Source organism: Burkholderia sp. MSMB617WGS (assembly GCF_001532025.2).
GTDB lineage: Bacteria > Pseudomonadota > Gammaproteobacteria > Burkholderiales > Burkholderiaceae > Burkholderia > Burkholderia savannae.
In genome coordinates, this window is sequence record NZ_CP013457.1 from 1,012,328 (window position 1) to 1,037,728 (window position 25,401).

Sequence of the window (25,401 nt, forward strand, 5' to 3'; positions counted from 1 at the left end):
CAGAACTTGTCTTAAATATCGAATCATCGAAGGCTGGGCAAATTGTTCAATAAGCTGAGTGCATCAGTCAACTAAATAATTATTTCATCTCGAATGTAATAAATCGGTCGTCGGGATCGGCGATCCCTATTTTCGGGGTGTGAACCGATTCCGAGATTTGCGCGGATGATATTCGACGAATGCGACAGTTTTAATCCCTGCGAGGCGTCCGCGCGGCGCGGCCGGCGCGGTACCGTTTCCAGTACGGTACTCCGCTGGTTCGGAGTGCGCAGCGCCGTGCGGCGCACGCCGTTCGAGCATTTTTCCGGGGATTTTTGTGAGCGGATTGCAATGCGGTCTAAGGTTCTTTTCCGGCGCGGAACAAATAAATTTGCTGCATCGCATCGAATGGTTAATGCAAGCTTTTTCGAAAAGCTTGACGGTTCGGGTTGCAAAAAATGATTTTTCGATTTAGTGGGAGGCGGATTTGATGACGATTTGGCCTATTCGGACGGCGCGGGTGGGAATTTTCCGGGGGCGTCGCGCGAGAAAAGCGCCGGCGGCCGAATAAGAAGAAAGGCGGGCCGCGGCGGGCGTCAAGTGCTGATGCGTCGCAGGCGGGCCGTCGACGACCGCGGGCGACGGCGGGCGCGGCGAGCGGCGAACCCGGTTCGCCGCGGCCCGGGGCGGCCGCGGCCGGCTCGCGGCAACGCAGGTGCGCGGGCGAAGCGGGCCGGCAGGATGCGTCGCCGCGCTGCCCGCCGCCGCCGTCGCGCCCATCCGAAGCTCGCGTCGATCAAAACACTTGCGTATTGCAACGGTTCGCGGAATGATCGATCGATCACCGTATTCTCAACCCGTTGTTCCGCTCAGCTCATGTCCACGACCGATCATTCGCCGATTCCCTGTCCCGTCGTCGTCCCGCTCGACGCGATTCTGCCCGAAGAACCGCTCCTCATGATGGGCGCGGGCCCCGTGCCGATCCCGGCGGCGGTGGCGAAGGCGAACACGATCGTGATCAATCACCTGGGCGCGACGATGGCGAAGATCATCGAGCAGGTGAAGGAAATGGCCCGCTACGTGTTCCAGACGCGCACGAAGTGGGTGCTGGGCGTCGCGGGCCCCGGTTCCGCGGCGATGGAGATGGCGATCTCGAATCTCGCGTGGCCCGGCACCCGGGTGCTGTCGGTCAAGAACGGCTTCTTCAGCGCGCGGATGGCCGAGATGGCGACGCGCGTCGGCGCGAGCGTCGCGTCGATCGACGTGCCAGATCGCGCCGTGGCGAGCCTCGACGAGATCGCCGACGCGATCGCGCGCGAGCGCCCGGAGATCGTCACGATCGTCCACGGCGAGACGTCGAACACGGTGTGGAACCGCCATCTGAAGGCAATCGCGACGATCGCGAAGGCGGCGGGCGCGCTCGTCGTCGTCGACGCCGTCTGCACGCTGTCGACGATGCCGCTCGACATGGACGCGTGGGGCATCGACGCGGTGATCACGGGCGGGCAGAAGGGGCTGTCGTCGATTCCGGGCGTGTCGCTGATCGCGTTCTCCGACGCCGCGTGGGAGCGGATGAAGAGCCGCCCGGCGCCGAACACGCACTGGTGCCTCGACATGGCGCTCGCCGAGAACTTCTGGCACAACGCCGGTTATCACTACACGGCGCCCGTGTCCGGCGTGCTCGCGCTGCACGAGGCGTTGCGGCTCGTCTGCGCGGAGACGCTCGAGAACCGCTACGCGCGGCATCTGCGCTGCTCGCTCGCGCTGCAGGCGGGCATCACCGGAATGGGGCTCGAGCTTTACGCGCCCGAGTCGTGCCGGCTGAACTCGGTGGTCGGCATCGCCGTGCCGGACGGGCTCACGCCGGGGCTCATCTGCGGACACATCTCGAAGCAGTACCAGGTCGAGATTTCGGGCTCGTTCGGCCTGCCGATCGTGCGCATCGGCCAGATGGGCGAGCAGTGCCGCGAGCACAATCTGTTCCGCACGCTGCACGCGTTCGGCCGCACGATGATCGATCTGAAGGCACCCGTCGATCTGCCGGCGGGCGTCTCGGCGCTCGAGCAGGCGCTGTCGGGGCGCGGCGAGTGACGCGACGCGCGGCGATGTCCGGGCCGGCTACGCGGCCTGCATCGCCCGGCGGTACTCGCCCGGCGTCGCGCCGTGCGCATCGCGGAAGCGGTGGCTGAAGTGCGCGGCGTTCGCGTAGCCGCACCGCGCGGCGACCTGCGCGAGCGGCAGCGACGTCGCGCGCAGCAGCGTGCGCGCGCGAACGAGGCGCTGTTGCGCGATCCACGCGTGCGGCGCACGGCCGAACGATACGCGGAACATGCGCGAGAAGTGGTATTCGGACAGCGATGCGAGCGCCGCGAGCTCGCCGAGCGTCATCGGCTGCGTCAGGTACGTGTCGATGTAGTCGCGCACGCGGCGGCGCACGGCCGGCGCGAGCCCGCCCTTGAACGGCGTGTCGGCGCACGTCATGCTTTGCCCGCGCAACAGCAGGCTCAGCACTTCGTGCGAGGTTTCGTTCACGCGCAGCCGGCCGTCGGCGTCGTCCCAGCGCTCGAGCGCGAGCGAGCGGCATAGCGCGGCGACGCGCGCATCCTCGAAATACGTGCGATCGGCGAGCTTCAGCTCGCGCGGCTCGCGGTCGAGCTCGCGGATCGCGCGCTGCGCGAAGTGCTCCGGCAGGAAGTACAGGTGGACGAAATGCATTTCGCCGCGCACCCACCAGCGCGATTCATGATCGCCAGGCAGCGCGCAGAGCAGGCTCGGCGCGCCGTAGCGCGCGACCTTCTGCCGCTCGGTGCGGTAGCCGCCGTCCAGATAGCACGACAGCGTGTGATGGCCGGGCTGCGCGTAGACCGTTTCGCTTTCCTCAGTGATGCGCGTCCACTCGGCGATCGCGAGGTGATCGCCGAGCCATGCGAAGCGTTCGAGCGTCGCGTTCGCCTCGGCGAGCGTCCGGCAGACGGACTGCAGGCCGAACGGCACCTCGTCGCCGACGAAATCGGCGGCGGGCACGGACAGGCGCGCATCGAGCGCAGGCGTGGAGGGCGTATGCATGATGGGGCGAGTATAAGCGTGCGCGCGCGTGCACGGCCCGCCCAGGTGCAAATGACCGCAATTCCAGACAATCGGCGCCGGATGCGCGGCGGCATAGTCGGAATCGTGTTTCCGAATCCGATTCCGTTTCTGCTTTCGAATCCGCCATGAATCTGTCGCTTTACGTCGTCACCGTGCTGATCTGGGGCACCACCTGGATCGCGATCAAATGGCAGCTCGGCAGCGTGCCGCCGCCCGTGTCGATCGCGTGGCGCTTCTGGCTCGCGGCGGCGGCGATGTTCGTGCTGTTGCGCGTGATGCGCCGGCCGGTCCGGCCGCCGCGCGAAGCGTGGCGCTATCTCGCCGCGCAGGGCCTCGCGCTCTTCTGTCTCAATTTCCTGTGCTTCTACTATGCGGAGCAGGTCGTGCCGAGCGGCCTCGTCGCCGTGGTGTTCTCGACCGCGCCGCTGCTGAACTCGATCAACGGACGCGTGTTCATGGGGCGGCCGCTGCGGCCGTCCGCGGTTGCCGGCGCGCTGCTCGGCCTGGCGGGCATCGCGTGCCTGTTCTGGCAGCAGATGGCGGGGCACGTCGACGATCGCGCGACCTGGATCGGCCTCGCGATCGCGTTTGCGGGCACGATGTGCTTCTCGGCGGGCAATCTGCTGTCGAGCCGCATGCAGTCGATGGGACTTCATCCGCTCGCGACCAACGGCTGGGCGATGCTGATCGGCGCGACGATCGTGACCGTCGGCAGCGTCGCGGCCGGGCTGCCGCTCGCGATCGACACGAGTCCGCGCTATCTCGGCGCGCTCGTCTATCTCGCGGTGCCCGGCTCGGTGATCGGGTTCACCGCGTACCTGACCCTCGTCGGCCGGATCGGGCCGGAACGCGCGGCCTATTGCACGGTGCTGTTTCCGATCGTCGCGCTCGCCGTATCGACCGTGTTCGAGGGATATCGATGGTCGTCGCTCGCGGTGCTCGGGTTGATGCTCGTCGTCGCCGGGAATCTGGTCGCGTTCGATCTGACGCGGCGGCTCTTCGTGCGAGCCGCCTGAACGGGCGGCGCACCGTGCGGCGCGCGGTCCGTGCGGTGCATCCGATGCGGGGACGGCGGCGCGGTGCGTGCGGTCGAAGTCGTCTGCGACGGATACTGTTGCGCCGCCGACCGCCGACCGCCGACCGCCGACCGCCAACCGCCAACCGCGATTGTCGCCAATCGCCCAACAACTAAACGCCAGTCGTTCAAGCCTGCCGACAGTCAGCGCGCCCACGGACGACCAGCCGCCGTCGATCGTTAATCGCCACTCAATCGCGAGCCTCTGGCAGGCTGTTGAAAAACTACTTTGAAGGGGGGGCTCGCAGACGGTTTCGCGGGTCGTCTACCTCTTCCCGAAGTTGCGCGAGCGGCTTGTAGAGCGTTTTACGAGGGCGGAAATTGTCAGCTGTAGTTCTCGCGAGAGAATTTCAATAGCCTGCTAGCCACCGGCCGCCGTTTCCATTCGATTCATCACTCGCGGGCGCGCTCGCGCATCGCGACGGGCCGACGCAGCGGCTAGGCCAACACCCCCCGGCGGCCCGCAAGCTCGCTTGCGCGAAGGCGCGATGGCCGCATGAAACAAAGCCGCCCGAGATGCGCGGGCGGCTTCTTGGTTTTCTCGCTCTATGGTCGAGTCGCGGCCGGCCATTCGTCCGGTCGAGCGCCGTGCGGCAGGCGTTCAGGCCGCCGCGCCGCTGCCGGACAAGCGCGCCTGCCGCTGATACAGCACCGTCGACAGCGCGACGCCCGCCGCCGCCGCGACGGCCGCGCACAGGAACACCTGCGGATAGCCGAACGCGCCCGCGACGTAGCCGGCGAGCGGCCCCGTGATCCCGAGCGACAGATCGAGGAACACCGAATACGCGGACAGCGCCGCGCCGCGGCTCGCGGGCGGCACGAGCGCGACCGCCTCGACGCCGAGCGCCGGGAAGATCAGCGCGAAGCCGAAGCCCGTCAGCGCCGCGCCGACGAGCGCGACGTGCGGCACGGGCGCGAGCCACAACATCAGCAGGCCCGCCGATTCGAACGCGAACGACACGATCGCGACGCGGAACCCGCCGTGCGTCTTGATCGTGTTCGCGAACAGCAGGCGCGCGCCGATGAAGAGCATGCCGAACACGGTCAGCGACAGCGCCGCGTTCGGCCAGTGGCGCTCCGCGTAATAGAGCGTGATGAACGTCGCGATCGAGCCGAAGCCGGCCGAGCCGAGCGCGAGGCCGAGGCCGTGCGGCAGCACGCGGGTGAACACGCTCGCGTACGACATCCGCTCGCCATGCACGAGCGGCACGGGCGCGATCAGCCGGGCGAGGTAATAGCCGAGCGCCGCGAGCGCGATCACGAGCACGCCGAGCACGGCGGGAATCAGCGCATGCGAGATCGCGACACCGACGGGCGCGCCGATCGCGAGCGCGCCGTACGTCGCGATGCCGTTCCACGAGATCACCCGCGCGTTGTTCGCGGTGCCGACGCGGCCGATTCCCCACAGGATCGCGCCCGTGCCGACGAGGCTTTCCCCGACGCCGAGCACGAGCCGGCTCGCGACGAGCAGCGCGATGCTCGCGGCCGGCCAGCGCACGAATGCGAAGGCGGACAGCAGCAGCGCGCCGCTCGCGCCGCATGCGGCGAGCCCGCGCAGCACGGTGCGCTTCGGGCCGAGCGTGTCCGCGAAGCGTCCGGCGAGCGGCCGCGACGCGAGCGTCGCGAAGTACTGCACGCTGATTGCCGCGCCCGCGATGATCGCGGAAAAGCCGAGCTCGTCATGGACGAAGCCGGGCAGCACCGCGAGCGGCAGGCCGATCGTCAGGTAGCAGACGAACGTAAACGAAACGACGGAAACGATCTGCAGCGTCGTCGCGAACGCGCTGCGCGGGGAGGGGGCGGAATCGGCGGACATTGGGGGACGGAACGAAGACGCGCATCCGTTTGATGCGAAAGCCGAATTTTTACATGGAACCGGTTTTCTTGCATGTACCGCTTAGTTAACCGGTGTGCAAAGCGGCATATCGTCGCAGCGATATAAGCCGCATGCGCGCTCGGCTATGGGTTCCGGAATTTGACGGTGATAGCGTGCGAAATATGACGAAGACGCCGACGGCGGCGGTGCGCGCGCCGCTTGAGCACGGCGCGCGCCGCCGCCGTCCGGGCGTGTCCCCATTTTCGAGAACGACGCAACATGAGTGAGCCGATCCGTTTCTACCATCGTCAGGCGATCCGCGAAATCGGCGGCGCGAACGTCACCCGCACGGTGCTTCAGTATCTGCGCGAGGACGCGCGTTGCACCGGCACGAAGGAAGGCTGCGCGGAAGGCGACTGCGGCGCGTGCACGGTCGTCGTCGGCGAACTGAACGACGCGGGCGGCGTCGATTTCAAGGCGGTCAACGCGTGCATCCAGTTCCTGCCGACGCTCGACGGCCGCGCGCTCTTCACGGTCGAGGATCTGCGCCAGCCGGACGGCACGCTGCATCCGGTGCAGGACGCGCTCGTCGAATGCCACGGCTCGCAGTGCGGCTTCTGCACGCCGGGCTTCGCGATGTCGATGTGGGCGCTGTACGAGACGCACGGGCACGAAGCGTCGCGCACGGGCCGGACGACGCCGTCGCGCGCCGAGATCGCCGACGCGCTGACGGGCAATCTGTGCCGTTGCACCGGCTACCGGCCGATCGTCGACGCGGCCGTGCGGATGTTCGACGCACCGCCGCCGAAGGCGAGCGTCGACGTCGCCGCGCTCGCGCGCACGCTCGCGTCGCTGCGCCGCGACGACACGTTCCACTACGAGCACGCGGGCCAGTCGTTCGACGCGCCGCGCACGCTCGACGCGCTCGCGCGGCTGAAGGCCGACAAACCGGCCGCGCGCGTGCTAGCGGGCAGCACCGACGTCGGCCTGTGGGTGACCAAGCAGTTGCGCGAGCTGGGCGACGTGATCCACGTCGGCCAGGTGGGCGAGCTGCGCCGGATCGTCGAGCGCGACGAGTGGATCGAGATCGGCGCGGGCGCGACGGTGGAGGCCGCGTACGCGGCGCTCGCCGCGCACTACCCGGAACTGACGGAGATGTGGAAGCGCTTCGCGTCGCTGCCGATCCGCAACGCGGGCACGATGGGCGGCAACGTCGCGAACGGCTCGCCGATCGGCGATTCGATGCCGGGCCTCATCGCGCTCGGCGCGCGCGTCGTGCTGCGCGGCGGCGAGGCCGTGCGCGAGCTGCCGCTCGAGGATCTGTATCTCGGCTACCAGAAGACGGACATGGCCGGGCACGAGTTCGTCGCCGCGCTGAAGGTGCCGAAGCGCACCGGCGCGCGCGCGAACCTGCGCTTTCGCACGTATAAGGTGTCGAAGCGCTTCGATTCCGACATCTCGGCCGTTTGCGCGGCGTTCGCGTTCATCGCCGACGGCGACGCGATTCGCGCGCCGCGCGTCGCGTTCGGCGGGATGGCCGCGACGCCGAAGCGCGCGCCGCACGCGGAGCGCGCGCTCGAGAACGCCGTCTGGGACGAGGCCGCCGCGCTCGCCGCGATGCGCGCGCTCGAGAGCGACTATGCGCCGCTCACCGACATGCGCGCGACGAGCGCGTATCGGCTCGAGACCGCGAAGAACCTGCTGTACCGCTTCTGGCTGGAGACCCGCCCGCACGATCCTCTGCCCGCATCGGCCGTGAACGTGCGCGAAGTCGCCGCCGAGCCGGCCGCCTCCTGACCGATTGACGCCAAGCGGAGCCATCGCATCATGAACCAGCAAGCCGAACCCTTCCTGAGCGTCGCCGCCGACGCCGAGCGCGACGCGTTCAAGCAGGTCCACGTGTCGCGCCCGCACGAGTCCGCGCATCTGCACGTGAGCGGGCGCGCGACTTACACCGACGACATCCCGCTCGTCGCGGGCACGCTGCACGCGGCGCTCGGCCTGTCCGCGAAGCCGCACGCGCGGATCGTGTCGATGCGGCTCGACGCGGTGCGCGCGGCGGCGGGCGTCGTCGCGGTGCTGACCGCGGCCGATATTCCTGGCGCGAACGATTGCGGCCCGATCGTCCACGACGATCCGGTGCTCGCCGACGGCGTCGTCCAGTACGTCGGGCAGCCGATGTTCGTCGTCGTCGCGACGTCGCACGATGCGGCGCGTCGCGCCGCGCGTCTCGCGCAGATCGAATACGACGAGCTGCCGGCGATCCTGACCGCGCAGGCCGCGCGCGCGGCCGGCTCGTACGTGCTGCCGCCGATGAAGCTCGCGCGCGGCGACGCGGCCGCGCGGATCGCGCGCGCCGCGCATCGCGAGTCGGGCGAGATGACGCTCGGCGGCCAGGAGCAGTTCTATCTCGAAGGGCAGATCGCGTACGCGGTGCCGAAGGAGGACGGCGCGATGCACGTCTACAGCTCGACGCAGCATCCGAGCGAGATGCAGCATCTCGTCGCGCGCGCGCTCGGGCTCGCGTCGCACGACGTGCTCGTCGAATGCCGGCGGATGGGCGGCGGCTTCGGCGGCAAGGAATCGCAATCGGGCCTGTTCGCGTGCTGCGCGGCGCTCGCCGCGTGGAAGCTGCAGTGCCCGGTGAAGCTGCGCCCCGATCGCGACGACGACATGATGATCACCGGCAAGCGCCACGACTTTCATTACCGCTACGACGTCGGCTACGACGATGCGGGCGTGATCGAAGGCGTCGCGGTCGACATGACGTCGCGCTGCGGCTTCTCCGCCGACCTGTCGGGGCCCGTGATGACGCGCGCGGTGTGCCACTTCGACAACGCGTACTGGCTGCCCGACGTGTCGATCGTCGGCCGCTGCGGGAAGACGAACACGCAGTCGAACACCGCGTTTCGCGGCTTCGGCGGCCCGCAGGGCGCGTTCGCGATCGAGTACGTCGTCGACAGCGTCGCGCGCGCGCTCGGCCGCGATCCGCTCGACGTGCGCCGCGCGAACCTGTACGGCAAGACCGAGCGCAACGTGACGCCTTACGGGCAGACGATCGAGGACAACGTGCTCCCCGAGCTGATCGCCGAGCTCGAGGCGACGAGCGCGTACCGCGAGCGCCGCGCGGCGACGCGCGCGTTCAACGCGGCGAGCCCGGTGCTGAAGAAGGGCATCGCGCTCACGCCGGTGAAGTTCGGCATCGCGTTCAACGTCACGCATTTCAACCAGGCGGGCGCGCTCGTCCACATCTACACCGACGGCTCGATCCTCGTGAATCACGGCGGCACCGAGATGGGCCAGGGGCTCAACACGAAGGTCGCGCAGGTCGTCGCGCACGAGCTCGGCGTCGGCTTCGCGCGGATTCGCGCGACGGCGACCGACACGAGCAAGGTCGCGAACACCTCGGCGACGGCCGCGTCGACGGGCTCCGATCTGAACGGCAAGGCCGCGCAGGACGCGGCGCGCCAATTGCGCGAGCGGCTCGCCGCGTTCGCGGCCGAGCGCTTCGGCGCCGGCGCGGCGAGCGCGGCCGACGTGCGCTTCGTGCACGACGAAGTGCGGGTGGGCGATGCGGCCGTGCCGTTCGAGGAAGTCGTCGCGCAGGCGTATCGCGCGCGCGTGCAGCTCTGGTCGGACGGTTTCTACGCGACGCCGAAGCTGCACTGGGATCAGGCGGCGCTGCGCGGGCGGCCGTTCTTCTACTACGCGTACGGCGCGGCGGTGTCGGAAGTCGTCGTCGACACGCTGACGGGCGAGATGCGCGTGCTGCGCGCGGATGTGCTGCACGACGTCGGCGCGTCGCTGAATCCGGCGCTCGATATCGGGCAGGTCGAAGGCGCGTTCATCCAGGGAATGGGGTGGCTCACGACCGAGGAGCTGTGGTGGAGCGACGGCGGCGAGCTGAAGACGCACGCGCCGTCGACATACAAGATTCCGACCGTCAACGATTGTCCGCCGGATTTCCGTGTGAGGCTGTTCGACAACCGCAACGCGGAGGACAGCATCCACCGGTCGAAGGCGGTAGGCGAGCCGCCGCTCTTGCTGCCGTTCTCGGTGTTTTTCGCGATCCGCGACGCGATTGCGGCGCTCGGCGAGTACGCGATCAATCCGCCGCTCGCCGCGCCCGCGACGGGCGAGTCGATCCTGCGCGCGGCGCAGGCGGTGCGCGCGGCGCGGGCGGGAGCGTGACGCGCGGCGATTGCGCGGCGGCGTGAGCGGGCATCGCGCGTCGGCGCGCACGAGGCGCGCGGTGTGACGATCGCCGCATCGCATCGCATCGCATCGCGTCGAATTGCATTTCACTGCATTGCATCGAATCGCATCAGACCGAATCGCGCCGAAGCCGCCCCTTTCGCGTGTGTTGCGCGAATGCGAGCGGCAACAGTGCGCCGTCGCCGGCCGATCCGTACAAACCAGCGCTATTCAGCGAAACCGGTTTCCGCGAAGATGACCGTCGCTTCCCATCCGACGATCGCCCGAACACGAAGACAACGATGAGACACGCCCTGACGAAGCAGATCGGCGTCGCGCTGCTGGCCGCGGCCGCCGCCGCGCTCGCGCAAGCGCATGCAGCCGAGCTGCACGTGATGAATTCCGGCGGCTTCACCGCCGCGTACAAATTGCTCGCGCCGAAGTTCGAGGCGTCGACGGGCAACACGCTCGACATCGCCTATGGCCCGTCGATGGGCGCGACGCCCGAAGCGATCCCGAACCGGCTCGCGCGCGGCGAACCGGCCGACGTCGTGATCATGGTCGGCTACGCGCTCGACACGCTGATTCGCGAAGGCAAGGTCGATCCGGCCTCGCGCGTCGAGCTCGCCGATTCGCGGATCGGCGCGGTCGTGCGCGCGGGCGAGCCGGTGCCGGACATCGGCTCGCCCGACGCGCTGAAGGCCGCGCTGCTGCAGGCGAAGTCGGTCGCGTATTCGGACAGCGCGAGCGGCGTCTACATCGGGAACGAGCTGTTCAAGCGGCTCGGCGTCGAGGCCGAGGTCAGGCCGAAGGCGACGATGGTGCCGCGCATTCCGGTTGCGTCGAAGGTGGCCGACGGCACCTACGCGCTCGGCTTCCAGCAGGTGAGCGAACTGCTGCCGGTGCAGGGCGTGACGTTTGTCGGCAAGATTCCGGAGGCGCTGCAATCGGTCACGCGGTTCGCGGGCGGGATTCCGGTCGGCGCGAACCATCCGCGCGAGGCGCGCGCGTTGCTCGATTACCTGGCGTCGCCCGCGTCGGCCGACGACGTGCGCAAGACGGGCCTCGATCCGGTTCCGGCGCGCTGAGCCGCTGCGTCGCGGGCCGCGATGGCGCGGGTCTTGCGGCGGCGCGCTCGATATCTCTCGTTCCCGCTTTGACGCATCGGCGTGGAGCCGTGCCCGTTGCGACGTCGCGCGTCTTGCAGCGGCGTGGGCATGCGCTGGCCCCAACGGACGCAGATGGAGTGCCTGCGATCGAGCGCGGCGCGTCGATTCGCGGCGCGCTCGATATCTCTCGATCCGGTTTTGGCGCGTCGACGTGGAGCGCCACCGTTTGCGATGTCGAATTTCGTGCAGCGGCGCAGACACGCGTCGGCCGCCCGGCGTGCTGATCGGGGGTGGAATGTCGCGGGCGCTCGAGTCGACTGTCGGCGTTCGGTCGTGCGCGCGATCGCACCCAAGCGCATCGGCGCGTTGCGCCTTCGAGCGCGAACGGCATGTTTGCGGAAAAGTTCGCGCACCGGCCGCGACATGCGCGTGCCGAGCGGCACACGCGGGAAACCAGCGTTCGTCGCCATTGAAAATAGCCGACGCGTGGATCGCATCGAATGCGCGCGCCGCGCGCATCGCGTAGACTCGCGGATTCGCGCGCCATGTGTCGCGCGCCTTGACGAGAGAAGCCCATGCAAGCGCATCAACCGTATTTCGATGAAGTCGTCGCCGGCTGCGACGCGATCGGCGGCTGGCTGTCGGGCGACGTATCCGGGCCCGAGGCGCTCGACGCGCTGATGGCGCGCTTCGCGCCGCACTTCACGATGATCGGCACCGACGGCAACGTCTACGATCACGCGGCCATGCGCGCGCTGTTCGCGCGGCTCGCCGGCCGCAAGCCCGGCTTGAAGATCACGTTTTCGGAGATGCGCGCGCTCGCGGCGGAGTCGACGCACGGCGTCGTCAGCTACTGCGAGTATCAGACGGACGCGACGGGCGAGTTGCCGACGCGCCGCTCGACCGTCGTGTTCGAGCGCGATTCGCAGACGGGCGCGGTGCGCTGGACGCATTTGCAGGAAACCTTCTGCGCGAAGTGAGCGCGTGCGGGCCGGCACGCGCGCCTGCAGCATGCAGGCGGCATGTCGTCGAACGCTTTGTTCCGTGATCGGCATGTGTCGGTCCGGATCGCTCGCGCGGACGTCGGGCGGGCTCGTGATGTGCCGATCGCGGTCGAATGTATCGTCCGCGCCGATTCCGACGGTTCTCCCGGTTGTCCCGATTCCTCGATTCCTCGATTCCTCGATTCCTCGACCTCGATCCCCGTGCAAAAGTAGGATGATATGTTATATCATCGTCCCCGCCGTGTAGGCGAACCGCAAGCAATCGCGATCGCGCGACGCGCGCGTCGCCTGCACACAAGCGCGCGTGCGCGACGCCGATGCGGCGGGGCCGTCGTCCCTGCCGCCGATCGACGGCGTCGAGTCGCCCGCGCGATGCCGATCAAGGTTGCGGGAGTCGACGAGCAGTGAACGTAGCGAAACAGGCGGGGCGCATCCGGGACCGCGAAACGGGGGCGACAGCGGGGACGACAGCGGGGCGCACGATGCGCGCCCCGGCATCGATGACGGCCGAGGCGGTTCGCCGATGAGCCGGATTCCACACGCGCCGTCGCGTCGCCGCGCGTTGCGCCGGACGCCCGCAGCGGCCGGCGCGCGCACCGCCCACGCCGCCCACGCCGTGCATTGTGACCAGGCGGCCTGCGCCGATCCGTCACGGCGCAGCACGACTATCGAGCGCTGCGTGACGGCGCTCGCGTGCGCGATGACGGCGTCCGGCGCGCTCGCCGCCGACGCGGACCCGGCCGAGCCCGCGCGCGAAAGCCATCGCGAACTGCCGACCGTGCACGTGACGAGCGGCGCGCCGCACGCGCCGCCGGCGCTGTCCACGCCGCTTTCGGCAGGCTCGCGTCTGAAGCTCGCGAGCCTCGACACGCCCGCGAGCGTCGAGGCGATCACGTCCGAGCAGATCGCCGCGCGCGGCGATCGCACGATCGTCGACGCCGTCACGCGCGCGGCGGGCTTCAGCACGGCCGCGGCGCCCGGCAACGGCGGCACCGCGCTCAGCGTGCGCGGCTTCGCGGGGCAGGAATCGGTGACGACGCTCGTCGACGGTGTGCGCCTCTATCCGGCCGCGGGCACGGCCACGTTCCCGTTCTCGACGTGGTCCGCCGAGCGGATCGAGGTGCTGCGCGGGCCCGCGTCCGTGCTGTACGGCGAAGGGGCGATCGGCGGCGTCGTCGACGTCGTGACGAAGCGCCCGAGCCGCGAGCGTTCGACGACGCTGCAGGCGGGCATCGGCACGCAAGGCGGCAAGCGCGTCGCGTTCGACACGACGGGCGCGCTCGGTTCGCATCTTGCCTATCGTTTCCACCTGAGCGACGAGCGCACGCGCGGTTTCGTCGATCGCGGCGACGCGCACACGACGGCCGTCGGCGGCGCGCTGAAGCTCGACGTCGACCCGCGTCTGTCGATCGCGCTCGATTTCGATTACGGCCGCCAGAAGCCCGCGACCTATTTCGGCGCGCCGGTGACGAACGGCGTACTCGATCGCGCGCTGCGCGAGCGCAACTACAACGTCGGCGACGCGACGATCGCCTATCACGACACGTGGACGCGGCTCGCCGCGACGTATCGCGCGGGCAACGGCGTGACGCTCGACGGCCAGCTCTATTACCTCGCGACGCGCCGCCATTGGCGCGACGCGGAATCGTACGCGCTCGACGCGGCGTCGCGCACCGTCGCGCGCGGCGACTATCTCGAGATCTTCCATCGCGAGCGGCAGTTCGGCGAGCGGCTCACGGCGCGCATCGACTCGCGCGTGCTCGGCCGGGCGAACCGGCTCGTGATCGGCGTCGAGTTCAACCAGATCGCGTTCGACGGCGCGAACAATTCGCCGTATCGCGGCGCATCGACGGTCGATGCATACGGCTTCGATCCCGGCGCGTTCGCGAGCCCCGATCCGACGCTGCCGCGCTTTCGCACGCGCACGCGCCAGGCGGCGGCGTTCGTCGAGAACCGGCTCGAAGTGCTGCCGCGGCTCGCGTGGGTGAGCGGGCTGCGCTACGACCATCTGTCGTTGCGACGCGACGATCTGATCGCGGGCGGCACGTTCGACAAGACCTTCGCGCACACCGGCTGGCGCAGCGGGCTCGTCTACGAGATCACGCCGAGCCTCGCCGCGTACGCGCAATACACGACGGGCGCGGAGGGCGTCGGCTCGCTCGTCACGCTGTCGGCGTCGCAGGCGAACTACACGCTCGCGACCGGCCGCCAGTGGGAAGCGGGCGTCAAGCACGAGATCGCGGAGGGCCGCGCGTACTGGACGCTCGCCGTGTACGACATCGTCAAGCGCGGTCTCGTCAGCACCGATGTGCTCAATCCGGCGCGTGCGCAGCAGGTCGGCCGCCAGTCGTCGCGCGGGGTCGAGCTGGCGGGCGGCGTGCGGCTGCCGGGCGGCGTGACGATCGATGCGAACGCGGCATGGCTGCGCGCGCGCTACGACGATTTCAGTCAGCGCACAGGCGATGCGGCCGTGCAGCGCGCGGGCAACGTGCCGCACGACATCCCGCAGCAGAGCGCGAACCTGTGGATCGGCTGGGCGTTCGCGCCCGGCTGGCAAGCGAACGCGGGCGTGCGCTACGTCGGCCGCCGCTACGGCGACGACGCGAACCTCGTGCCGGTGCCGTCGTACACGGTGTTCGACGCGTCGCTCGCGTGGCAGGCGACGCGCGACGTCGACGTCGCGCTCTATGCGCGCAATCTCGCGAACCGAACGTACGCGGCGTCGACGTCGAACGGCGGCGCGCAATGGCTGCTCGGGCCGTCGCGTTCGGCCGAGCTCGTCGCGACGCTGCGCTTCTAGCGCGCCGCCCATCCTGACGACCCTCGACGAGGCCCGCCCATGTCCGCGACACTCGACATCGAATGCCTGAGCTGGTCGCCGCCGGGCGCGCCCGGCGTGCTGCGGGAACTGTCGCTGACCGTGCGCGCGGGCGAGCTCGCGGGCCTCATCGGCCCGAACGGCAGCGGCAAGACGAGCGTGATGCGTTGCGCGTTCCGCTTCGCACGGCCGCAGGCGGGCACGGTGACGCTCGACGCGCAGGACGTGTGGCGCGCGTCGCCGCGCTGGAGCGCGCAGCGAATCGCGGTGCTGCAGCAGGAAGCGCCCGACGATTTCGGGCTGACGGTCGAGGAAGTCGCGCGGATGGGCCGCACGCCGCACAAGCGCCTGTTCGATGCGGACACCGCGGACGACGCGCGCATCGTCGAAGCCGCGCTGCGCGACGTCGATCTGTGGACGCGGCGCGAGCGGCGCTTCGCGTCGCTGTCGGGCGGCGAGAAGCAGCGCGCGCTGCTCGCGCGCGCGCTCGTCCAGCAGCCGGCGCTGCTGCTGCTCGACGAGCCGACCAACCATCTCGACGTGCGCCATCAGCTCGAATTGCTCGCGCGCGTGCGCGCGCTGCGCGTGACGACGCTCGCGACGATCCACGACCTGAATCTCGCCGCCGCGTATTGCGACCGGCTGCACGTGCTGGCGGGCGGGCGCATCGTCGCGAGCGGCGCGCCCGCCGACGTGCTGACGCGCGCGCTCATTGCCGGCGTGTTCGGCGTCGACGCGATCGTCGACGCGCACCCGGTGTCGGGGCGCCCGCGGGTCACGCTGATCTATCCGGAGGATGCCGAACGATGTTGAAACGAAGCGCTGCTTCGCCCGGCGCGGCGCGCGCGCACGCCGCCCGCACGCTGTCGTTCGCGACGGCCGCGATGATCGCCGCCGCTGCGACGACGGGCGATGCGATCGCCTTTCCGGTGACGGTGCGCAGCTGCGATCGCGACGTGACGTTCGAGCGCGCGCCCGCGCGCGCCGTGAGCAACGACGCGAACCTGACCGAGATGATGATCGCGCTCGGCCTGAAGAGCCGGATGGCGGGCTACACCGGCATCGCCGGCTGGAAGACCGGCAATGCGCGGCTGCGCGCGGCGCTCGCGGGCGTGCCCGAGCTCGCGACGCACTATCCGTCGCTCGAGGCGCTTATCGACGCGCGCGCGGATTTCTACTTCGCCGGCTGGGGCTACGGGATGAATCCGGGCGGCCCGGTCACGCCCGCGTCGCTCGAACGGTTCGGCATCCGAACGTACGAGCTGAGCGAGTCGTGCTCGGACGTGATGCGCCGGCCGCCCGCGTCGTTCGACGACGTCTATCGCGATCTGACGAACCTCGGCCGGATCTTCGGCGTCGACGCGCGCGCGGCGCAGGTCGTCGGCGCGATGCGCGCGCGCATCGACGCGGTGCGCCGCGCGCTCGCGGGGGCGGGCGCGGCGCGCGGAAAGGCGCCGCCGCGCGTGTTCGTCTACGACAGCGGCACCGACAAGCCGCTGACGGCCGGCGCGCTCGCGATGCCGAACGCGCTGATCGCGGCGGCGGGCGGGCGCAACGTGATGGACGACGTGCCGCGCAGCTGGACGCAGGTCGGCTGGGAGAGCGTCGTCGCGCGCAATCCGCAGGCGATCGTGATCGTCGACTATTCGGCGGTGACGGCCGAGCAGAAGAAGCGGTTCCTGCTGAGCCAGCCGGCGCTCGCGCAAGTGGACGCGATACGCGCGCGCCGCTTCATCGTGATTCCGTACGATGCGGCGACGCCCGGCGTCGAGAACGCGACGGCCGTCGAGACGATCGCGCGCGGCCTGCATCCGGACGCGTTCGCGAGGGCGGCGCGATGAGCGACGCGACGATCGTCGATGCATCGCATGGGTCTGCCGCATCGAGCGGCCGCCGATGGCGCGCGCGGCTCGTGCTGCCCGCGCTCGCGGCGCTCGTCGCGAGCTCGATCGTCGCCGCGGTCGCGCTCGGCGCGACACCGATCGCGCCGGCGCGCGTCGTCGCGATCGTCGCCGCGCACGTGGCCGATCTGCTGCGCATCGATGCGCTCGCGCCGCACGGCGCGTCGATCGCCGAAGACAGCATCGTCTGGCAGATCCGGCTGCCGCGCGCGCTGCTCGCGGCGCTCGTCGGCGCGACGCTCGCGATGGTCGGCGTCGCGTTGCAGGCGGCGACCGCGAACCGGCTCGCCGATCCGCATCTGCTCGGCGTGAGCTCGGGCGCGATGCTCGGCGCGGTCGCGGCGACGCTCGGCTTCGGCGCGGCGTTCGGGCCGCTCACGCTGTCGTTCGCGGCGTTCGCGGGCGCGCTCGCCGCAACCGCGCTCGTGATCGCGCTCGCGTACCGGCGCGGCCGGCTCGAATCGGATCGCCTGCTGCTCGCGGGCATCGCGGTGTCGTTCGTGATGACCGCGGTCGCGAACCTGCTGCTGTATCTCGGCGATCCGCGCGCCGCGTCGTCGGTGCTGTTCTGGATGCTGGGCGGCGTCGGGCTCGCGCGCTGGGATCTGCTCGGCGCGCCCGCGTGCTGCGCGGCGCTCGCGGCGCTGCTGCTGTTCGCGCGTCGCCGCGAGCTGAACGCGCTGATGTCCGGCGACGTCGCGGCGGCCTCGCTCGGCGTGTCCGTCGCGCGGATGCGCCGCGAAGTGTTCGTGATCGCGTCGTTCGCGACGGGCGCGATGGTCGCCGTGAGCGGCGCGATCGGCTTCGTCGGGCTCGTGACGCCGCATCTGTGCCGGCGTCTCGTCGGCGCGGAGCACGGGCGGCTGCTGCCCGTCGCGGGGCTGAGCGGCGCGGCGCTGCTCGTGTGGGCCGACGTCGCCGCGCGCACGCTCGCCGCGCCGGAGGATCTGCCGATCGGGATCGTCACCGCGGCGCTCGGCAGTGCGTTTTTCATCGCGCTGATGCGGCGGCGGTGAGCGAAGGCGTAGGCGAAGGCGTGGGCGTGGGCGCATGGGGCCGCGAATCGACGATTCGCGGTTCGGCGGGGAAGGCACGAAATTCAGTATATGAGGTCGCGACAAGATGCGATAAGGTCACGATAAGGTCGCGACAAACCCCTCATTGCTTGCTGGGCGGCGTCGAGTGCGCGCTGCGATTGGTGCGTGCTGGGATTGGCTCGGCGTGCCCGTGCGCGGAGCGGCGTTCGCGGTGCGGCTCCTCTTCGCGCATCGCCGCGGGCCGACCGCGCCGACGTTGGCAGACGTTGCCGCTGCGCTCAGCGGAGCGCTCTTCATCGCGCTGATTCGGCGGTGCGTGCGCGGTGCAATGGCGCGGGCGAGGGCCTTCGACGGATGCGTGCGCGACGTATCCGCGGGGCGTGCATCGTGTCGATGCGATGCGGTCCGGCTGCTTGTCGGCGTTTCGCTCTGCGATGCATTCGTTGGCGAACGAGCGACGCGCGGAGTAACCATCGACGGCTCGATACCGACGCCGACGCCGACGCGAATGCCGATACCGATACCGACGGCGTCGCGCATCACGCTCGCGCGGCACATTCGCCGCCGGCTCCTTACCGCCGCTTTCCCCGTACCGTCAACGCCGCCGACACATCGTCCATCAGCGCGCTCAGCCAATCGACGTCGGTTGGCCGATCGGGCGCCGGATGCCGGAGCTGATAGCAGCGAATGCGCGGAAACGGCACGGGCGGCTCGGCGACGACGAGCGGCAGCAGTTGCGCGTAATGGATCGCGAAGCGGCGCGTCGTCGTGAAGATCAGGTCCGACTGCAGCAGCACCTGCGGCACGAGCCCGAAGTACGGCAGCGTCGCGACGACGCGCCGCGCGATCTCCGCGCGCGCGAGGCCGATCTCGATCGCGTTGTGCCGCGCGCCGATGTACGGCGCGGGCGCGAGATGCGCGGCGTTCGCGTACGCCGCGCGCGTGAGCGGCGCGCGCGCGAGCGGATGGTCGCGCCGCATCAGGCAGACGACGGAGTCCGAGAACAGATCGGTGCGCACGAAGCGCGGATCGGGCTTCGGCCAGTTGCCGATCACGAGATCGAGCGCGCCCGCATCGAGCGCGGCGGCGTGATCGAGCGACGGATTCAGCGAATCGATTTCGAGCCGCGCGTGCGGCGCCGCCGCGCGAAAGCGCGCGATCAGCGTCGGCATGAAGAAGTCGTTCAGGTAATCCGGCGCGGCGATCCGGAACGTGCGGCGCGCGGTGTCCGGATCGAACGGGCCGTGCGGCGTCGCGACGAAGTCGATGTCGTGCAGCGCGCGCTCGGCGGCGCCGAGGAGCGACGCGCCGTACTCGGTCGGCACCATGCCCGTCTTGCCGCGCACGAGGAGCGGATCGCCGAGCGCGTCGCGCAGCTTGCGCAGCGCGGCGCTCACCGCGGGCTGGGTCTGGTTCAGGCGCAGCGCGGCCTGCGTCACGCTGCGCTCGACGAGCAGCGTGCGCAGCACGCGCACGAGCCACACGTCGAGCGACGCGGCGGGGTCTTGATCCGGTTGCATCTGCGGCGGGGAAGGCGGCATCAGGCGCAGGCGCAGGCGCGGCGCATCGCGCGGCCGCGGCGCGGCAAGCGGGGCGACGTCATGCGAATCCGGACGGCAGCGCGCTGATTCGTCTCACTTCGTCCGATTCGAGCCAGCTCGGCGTGCGCGCGCAGTAGAGCACCATCGGCAGCGCGTCCTCGCCCCAGAAGAGCTGGCGGTTCAGCCAGAAGGTCGGCACGCCGAACACGCCGAGGCTGATCGCGTCCTCGGTGTTGCGGCGCAGCTGCGCGAGCGTTTCGTCGGACGTGATGCGGTCGTCGTCGTGCGCGATGCCGACGCGGCCGCACAGCTCGGCGAAATTGTCGGGCGCCGTCGGGTCGCGCCCCTCGCGCCAGACGAAGCGGAAGATCTCGCGGATCGCGTGGACGTCCGAATCGAGCGCGATCGCGAGCAGCAGCAGGCGCGTCGAATCGAACGGATGCGCGGGCGGCATCCTGAACGGGATGCCGAGCTGCTCCGCGCGAAAGAGCGCGTGCCGATAGGTGAAGACGCGCTTCGCGGGCACGTCGGACGCGGGGCGGTGGCCCCAGCGGCGATGCATTTCGGCGAGCGCCACCGGCGTGAGCGCGAACGCGATGCCGGGCCACTTGCCGTGCTGCTCCAGCAGCAGATACGAGAACGGCGACAGGAAGTCGTAGAACCATATCGGCTGGGAGGCGTCGAGGCCGACGGTCATGGAGAGTCTCCTGAGGAAAAGGACGCAACGCGCGGCCCCGTTGTTCAATGTTACGCGGCGGCGCGGGCAAATGCAGCCGCCGCGACGGAATTTCGGCTCAAGCGCCGGTTGACGGAGGCGGGCTGCCGGCGGGCCTTGGCTGCGTTTGCGTTCGCGCGTCCGGCGCGGCGGGCGACGGCGTCTCGTGTTCGCGCGCGAGCAGCCGCTCGCGGACGAAGCCGATATGCTCGCGCAGCACGTAGAACTGGCCGGCGTACGCGAGCGGCATCTTCATCCGGTTGACCGATTCCTCGACGTCGTCGAGCTTGTCGAGCAGCTCGATGCGCTCCTGCGCGGTGTGCTCGCCGAGCGCGTTGCGCTCGAGCGCGATGAGCGCGCCGTACCAGCGGTAGATCCGCGAGCGCACGCGCCAGCCGTACAGCGCCGGCACGAGCCGCAGCCCCGGAATCAGCACGACGATGAGCGGCACGACGATGAAGAGCAGCCGGTCGACGAGGCTCGCGACCCAGAACGGCAGCTTCCGGTACAGGAACGTCTTGCCGGACTTGTAGTAGCGCGCGGCGTCGTCGGACAGCGGAAAGCTGCTGTGCGTGACGGAGGACGGGAACTCGCCCGCGCGCTGCAGGATCGTCGCGTGGCCGTGCACTTCGCGCGCGGCCTCGATGAGCAGGTCCGACAGCGCCGGATGCAGCGTGTCGCGCGCGATCAGCTCGACGGTCGGCGACAGCGTGTGGATGTCCGACGGCGGCAGGTTCGTGCCCGGATCGTAGACGCCCATCGGCAGCGTGATGTCGGTCAGGTACGGGAAGCGCCGCGTGTACGCCTCGGCCTGCGTAAACGAATAGAAATGCACGCCGGGCGCGCGGAACAGCTTCGCCATCACCGGAATCTGCGTCGAGTCGCCGGACAGGAACGCGGCGTCGATCCTGCCTTCGGTCAGCGCGCGCGCCGCGTCCTCGCCCGCGAGCGGCAGCAGCTCGGTCGAGCCGCCCGGCGCGATGCCGTTCATCTTCAGCAGCGCGAGGCCGAGCTCGTGCGCGCCCGCGCCCTCGGCTCCGAGCGCGAGCCGCTTGCCCTTGAACTGCGACAGCCGCTCGATCACGGGCCCGCGATAGAAGATCGCGAGCGGCACGTAGCCGACGCTGCCGAGCGACACGAGATTCTCCTGCTTCTCCTTCTGCTCGATGCCGCTCTGGACGAAGCCGACGTCGACCTTCTGCGCCGGGTCCGACAGCCGCGCGAGATTTTCGGCCGAGCCTTCGGATTCGAGCACGTCGAGCGTCACGCCGTTCTTCGCGAGGATCTGCTTGTAGCGCTGCGCGGCGCGCCAGTTCGTGCTGCCGGGCGGGCCGGCCGAGATCGCGAGCGACGTCGGCGGCGCGGGCTGGATCAGCGCGATCGCGAGCCAGATCGCGGCGATCGACAGCGCGACGGTCGGTCCGATCGACATCGCGAGATCGCGCCACGACACCGCGACGAAACGGGCGACGATGCGGTGCGGCCGATGACGGCGGCGAGGTTGGTCTGGCTTCATGAGACTGACGGCTGGCGGTCTGTTCGCGGCGATGGTACCCGAGTTCGGCGGCTCTGCGGCGGCGCGCTGCGTCGCGCCGCGGCAAGAGAACTTGGCGCGCACGCGGACTGTGGATTACATTGTGCAGGGTGCCCGGGCGCGTGTTCATCTGTCGAACGCGTGCCCGGGCGCCGGCCGATGCGGCCGCATGCGCCGCAACGGCCGCGCCCGTCGTCGCGCAGCGTTCCGGCGCGGCGGCGCGGCGAGGCGCGCAGCGGACGGGTTCCGATCCGCCGCGCGCCGGTTCGCATCCGGCCCGATTCCCGGCCGGCGCACGTCCCGCATCATCTCGCGCAGCCGACGTGCGGCGTCGCGCGACGCCGCATCGCGGTCCGCTCGCGGACCGAGCATCGCCTGCTGTCGCGGTTCCCGTCGAAACCATCAGAATCAGGAGAACGCATGAAATCGATCGTATCGAAGGCTGTCGCAGGCATGATCGTCGCGGCGCTCGCGTGCGGCAACGCATTTGCGCAGGCGAGCGAGCCCGCCGCGGCGGCGAGCGAACCCGCCGCCGCGACGAACGCGTCGAAGGCGGCCGCGAAGACCGCGCGCAAATCGAACCGCAAGCTCGGCTACGCGGTGCGCAAGGCGATCTCGAAGGTGAACGGCGTGAACGTGTCGAACATCACGGTGCGCGCGAAGGGCGGCGTCGTGACGCTCGAGGGATCGGTGCCGGATGCGTCGCAGATCGACAAGGCGGTCGAGGCCGCGAAAGGCGTGACGGGCGTCGCGTCGGTCAACAACAAGCTGTCCGTTCAGCCGCAGTGACGGCGATGCGCGGGCGGCGTCGCTGCGCCGCCCGCCCGCCGTGCGCGCCGGCCCGGCTCGGCGCGCGCCGCTCGACGATCGGGCGGCTAGAACCAATCAAGCTGACTAGGGGCAACAATGACGACGATCAGGGGCGGATCGAAGCGCGCGTCGATGCTGGCGCTCGCGCTCTTCGGCAGCGTGCTGCTCGGCGCATGCCACGGCGACGATAACGCACAGGTGAACGTGCTGCCCGGCTTCGTTTCGGGCAGCGTGCGCACCACGGCCTTCGACGGCGTCAGCGACGATCTGCTGACGGCCGGCCTCGGCAAGACGGGCTTGGGCGGCGACACGCGGCCCGGCTTCGCGAATCCGGCGCAGCCGACGGCGGCGGAGCTGCGGCGTCTCGCGATCTACTCGAACTACCGCGCGCTCGTCGACGTCACGCCGAACGGCGGCTACGGGCGCTTCTGGGGGCCGAACGTCGATCTCGCCGGCAACGACACGCTCGGCGAAGGCAAGATCGCCGGCACCGAATATCTCGCGTACTCCGACGACGGCACCGGCCGCAAGAACGTCACGCTGCTCGTGCAGGTGCCGGCGAGCTTCGATCCGGCGAATCCGTGCATCGTGACGGCGACGGCGTCGGGCTCGCGCGGCGTCTACGGCGCGATCGCGTCGGCGGGCGAATGGGGCTTGAAGCGCGGCTGCGCGGTCGCGTACAACGACAAGGGCGGCGGCAACGGCGCGCACGAGATCGGCACGGGCCTCGTCACGCTGATCGACGGCACGCTCGCGAGCGCGGCGAGCGCCGGCAGCGCGAGCCTCTTCACCGCGAGCGAGTCGAGCGGCGCGCTCGCTTCGTTCAACAGCGCGTTTCCGAATCGCTACGCGTACAAGCACGCGCATTCTCAGCAGAACCCGGAGCAGGACTGGGGGCGCGTGACGCTGCAGGCGGTCGAGTTCGCGTACTGGGCGCTGAACCAGCAGTTCGGGCCCGTCGTCGAAGGCACGCGCCGCGGCATCCGCTACCGCCCGGGCGACATCACGACGATCGCCGCGTCGGTCAGCAACGGCGGCGGCGCGGCGCTCGCGGCGGCCGAGCAGGATACGCGCGGCTGGATCACCGCGGTCGTCGTCGGCGAGCCGCAGATCAACGTGCGCCTGAGCTCCGGCGTGACGGTCGAGCAGGGCGGCGTGCCCGTGCCGTCGTTCGGCCGGCCGCTCGCCGATTACGCGACGCTCGCGAACCTGCTGCAGCCGTGCGCGGCCGCGGCGCCCGCCGCGACGGGCGCGCCTTATCTCAGCGCGCTGCCGACGGGCGTCACGCAGTCGATCCGCATCCAGCGCTGCGCGACGCTCGCCGCGGCCGGGCTCGTGTCGGGCGCGGATACGCAGAGCCAGGCGAACGACGCGCTCGCGCAGCTTCACGCGGCCGGCTATCTCGCTGACTCGGACCTGCTGCAGGCGCCGATGTGGGATTCGCAGGCGACGCCGGCGATCGCGGTCACGTACGCGAACGCGTACACGCGCTCGCGCGTCAGCGACAACCTGTGCAACTTCAGTTTCGCGACGACGAACCCGGCGACGGGCGCCGTCGCCGCGCCCGCCACGTCGCCGATGACGAACCTGTTCGGCGCGGGCAACGGCGTGCCGCCGACGAACGGCATCAATCTCGTGTTCAACGGCGCGTCGGGCGGCGTCGACCACCGGCTCGCGACGCCGGACGCGAGCTTCGCGGGCGCGTTTTGCCTGCGTCAGCTCTGGAGCGCGAACCAGCTCGGCATCGGCGCGAACGTCGACGCGGTGCGCGTGAACGCGAACCTGCAGCACAAGCCGGCGATCATCGTGCACGGCCGCAGCGACGCGCTCGTGCCCGTCAACCACGCGTCGCGCGCGTATGTCGCGCAGAACAGCGCGACCGAGGGCAACGCGAGCCAGCTGTCGTTCTACGAAGTGACGAACGGCCAGCATTTCGACGCGTTCCTGCCCGTGCCCGGCTTCGACACGCGCTTCGTGCCCGTTCACTACTACGACGAGCAGGCGCTCAACCTGATGTGGAACCACCTGAAGAACGGCGCGCCGCTGCCGCCGTCGCAGGTGATTCGCACGGTGCCGCGCGGCGGCGTGCCGGGGGCCGCGCCCGCGCTGTCGACGGCGAATCTGCCGCCCATCGTCCAGTCGCCCGGCGCGAACGCGATCACGGTGAGCGCGGGGGCGATCGACGTGCCGCTCTGACGCGGCGTCGCACGCACCTGATTGCCCGCGACGGCCGGCCCGCACGCACGTGCGGCCGGCCGTTTTTCATTGGCGAACCGCATCGGCCGGATCGCCGCGATTCGTCATTTTTCCTGTAACAAATTCTTACTTTACGTTGCAGACCGGCGCTTCTAATATGCGCCGATATTTGCTCATATTTTTAAAAATTACATGTGACTAATATATTTCTGTTTCATTAATTAATCCTTTCTGGAATATTTTTCGGTCCTCGAAAAATCGGATTCCGTTGGCGGATGATGATTAATCGAAAATCGGGTGGGGATTATTTTTTGTAAAAGAACAATGCCCGCGGCCGCTTGGCTGCTGGCAGTGGGGCGGGCTTGTCTGCTCGGAACACAGGGGGCGTCCCGCGCGGTTGGCATTTCGATTGCCGATTTTATTCTGGAGTTGATTCCAGTGCGTCGAACCGGAAATTCGAGCGGGTAAATAATTCCGTGCGCCAATGCTGCGCATGGCGAAAATGCTCGGGTGCGCGTCGCATAACGGTCGCATTCCAAGCGAGGAACGTCGATGAAATCATCCGTTTCAATCGGCGGAATTTAT

Annotated in this window: 18 protein-coding genes; 12 read left to right on the forward strand and 6 right to left on the reverse strand. The window is 69.7% G+C overall.

Translation table 11 applies throughout. The features are described from left to right. Window positions 1-855: 855 nt before the first annotated feature. Window positions 856-2,070 carry an alanine--glyoxylate aminotransferase family protein gene (locus tag WT60_RS05090; protein WP_038753420.1) on the forward strand — a complete coding sequence of 405 codons (1,215 nt, stop codon included), beginning with the start codon at window positions 856-858 and terminating at the stop codon, window positions 2,068-2,070. A gap of 27 nt (window positions 2,071-2,097) precedes the next feature. Here WT60_RS05090 and WT60_RS05095 read toward each other — a convergent pair whose 3' ends face one another. After that, window positions 2,098-3,045, reverse strand: a complete 948-nt coding sequence (locus WT60_RS05095; RefSeq protein WP_038753468.1) for an AraC family transcriptional regulator — start codon at window positions 3,043-3,045, stop codon at window positions 2,098-2,100. A gap of 146 nt (window positions 3,046-3,191) precedes the next feature. Here WT60_RS05095 and WT60_RS05100 point away from each other — a divergent pair, with 146 nt between their 5' ends. Further along, complete coding sequence (locus WT60_RS05100) at window positions 3,192-4,082, forward strand: EamA family transporter (protein ID WP_038753424.1); 891 nt, start codon at window positions 3,192-3,194, stop codon at window positions 4,080-4,082. 660 nt (window positions 4,083-4,742) lie between these two features. Here the strand turns inward: WT60_RS05100 and WT60_RS05110 are convergent. Both WT60_RS05110 and WT60_RS35650 read right to left on the reverse strand, forming a co-directional pair. After that, window positions 4,743-5,957, reverse strand: a complete 1,215-nt coding sequence (locus WT60_RS05110) for an MFS transporter (protein ID WP_059671255.1) — start codon at window positions 5,955-5,957, stop codon at window positions 4,743-4,745. Window positions 5,958-6,038: 81 nt separating this feature from the next. Continuing rightward, window positions 6,039-6,263: a hypothetical protein gene (locus tag WT60_RS35650; RefSeq protein ID WP_082759280.1), complete on the reverse strand. Its 225-nt coding sequence runs from the start codon at window positions 6,261-6,263 to the stop codon at window positions 6,039-6,041. On the opposite strand from WT60_RS35650, the gene xdhA reads away from it, so the two are divergent. The 8 genes from xdhA (at window position 6,237) to WT60_RS05155 (ending at window position 17,999) form a co-directional block, all read left to right on the forward strand. Continuing rightward, the gene (xdhA, locus tag WT60_RS05120; protein WP_060355526.1) at window positions 6,237-7,754 is read left to right on the forward strand and encodes a xanthine dehydrogenase small subunit; all 1,518 of its coding nucleotides are present in this window, start codon (window positions 6,237-6,239) and stop codon (window positions 7,752-7,754) included. The genes WT60_RS35650 and xdhA overlap by 27 nt on opposite strands. 30 nt (window positions 7,755-7,784) lie before the next feature. Continuing rightward, window positions 7,785-10,148 (forward strand): xanthine dehydrogenase molybdopterin binding subunit, encoded by a 2,364-nt coding sequence (gene xdhB / locus WT60_RS05125; RefSeq protein WP_060355527.1) that lies wholly within the window; start codon window positions 7,785-7,787, stop codon window positions 10,146-10,148. A gap of 305 nt (window positions 10,149-10,453) precedes the next feature. Then, on the forward strand, window positions 10,454-11,239 hold the full coding sequence (locus WT60_RS05130) for a substrate-binding domain-containing protein (protein WP_038751888.1): 786 nt from the start codon (window positions 10,454-10,456) through the stop codon (window positions 11,237-11,239). A gap of 596 nt (window positions 11,240-11,835) precedes the next feature. Then, a complete protein-coding gene (locus tag WT60_RS05135; RefSeq protein WP_038751827.1) occupies window positions 11,836-12,240 on the forward strand; it encodes a nuclear transport factor 2 family protein in 405 nt (134 codons plus the stop codon). A gap of 547 nt (window positions 12,241-12,787) precedes the next feature. After that, a complete protein-coding gene (locus WT60_RS05140) occupies window positions 12,788-15,064 on the forward strand; it encodes a TonB-dependent receptor (RefSeq protein WP_060355528.1) in 2,277 nt (758 codons plus the stop codon). Window positions 15,065-15,103: 39 nt separating this feature from the next. Beyond that, window positions 15,104-15,895 carry an ABC transporter ATP-binding protein gene (locus WT60_RS05145; RefSeq protein ID WP_038751832.1) on the forward strand — a complete coding sequence of 264 codons (792 nt, stop codon included), beginning with the start codon at window positions 15,104-15,106 and terminating at the stop codon, window positions 15,893-15,895. After that, window positions 15,889-16,923 carry an ABC transporter substrate-binding protein gene (locus WT60_RS05150; protein WP_059583546.1) on the forward strand — a complete coding sequence of 345 codons (1,035 nt, stop codon included), beginning with the start codon at window positions 15,889-15,891 and terminating at the stop codon, window positions 16,921-16,923. Before WT60_RS05145 ends, WT60_RS05150 begins: the two co-directional genes overlap by 7 nt. Beyond that, window positions 16,920-17,999 (forward strand): iron ABC transporter permease, encoded by a 1,080-nt coding sequence (locus WT60_RS05155; RefSeq protein ID WP_038751837.1) that lies wholly within the window; start codon window positions 16,920-16,922, stop codon window positions 17,997-17,999. The genes WT60_RS05150 and WT60_RS05155 overlap by 4 nt, the downstream gene beginning before the upstream one ends. A 593-nt stretch (window positions 18,000-18,592) precedes the next feature. Here WT60_RS05155 and WT60_RS05160 read toward each other — a convergent pair. From WT60_RS05160 to WT60_RS05170, 3 genes are all read right to left on the reverse strand, one after another. Next, window positions 18,593-19,540, reverse strand: coding sequence for a LysR family transcriptional regulator (locus WT60_RS05160; protein WP_060355529.1), 948 nt, complete (start codon window positions 19,538-19,540; stop codon window positions 18,593-18,595). A 79-nt stretch (window positions 19,541-19,619) separates the two neighbouring features. Further along, a complete protein-coding gene (locus WT60_RS05165) occupies window positions 19,620-20,258 on the reverse strand; it encodes a 2-hydroxychromene-2-carboxylate isomerase (protein WP_038751842.1) in 639 nt (212 codons plus the stop codon). Window positions 20,259-20,355: 97 nt separating this feature from the next. Continuing rightward, window positions 20,356-21,792, reverse strand: a complete 1,437-nt coding sequence (locus WT60_RS05170; RefSeq protein ID WP_038751845.1) for a TAXI family TRAP transporter solute-binding subunit — start codon at window positions 21,790-21,792, stop codon at window positions 20,356-20,358. 438 nt (window positions 21,793-22,230) lie between these two features. Between WT60_RS05170 and WT60_RS05175 the strand changes: the two genes are divergently transcribed. Both WT60_RS05175 and WT60_RS05180 read left to right on the forward strand, forming a co-directional pair. After that, window positions 22,231-22,599, forward strand: a complete 369-nt coding sequence (locus tag WT60_RS05175) for a BON domain-containing protein (RefSeq protein ID WP_059583674.1) — start codon at window positions 22,231-22,233, stop codon at window positions 22,597-22,599. A gap of 117 nt (window positions 22,600-22,716) precedes the next feature. Further along, window positions 22,717-24,816, forward strand: a complete 2,100-nt coding sequence (locus WT60_RS05180) for a D-(-)-3-hydroxybutyrate oligomer hydrolase (RefSeq protein ID WP_038751850.1) — start codon at window positions 22,717-22,719, stop codon at window positions 24,814-24,816. Window positions 24,817-25,401 lie beyond the last annotated feature (585 nt).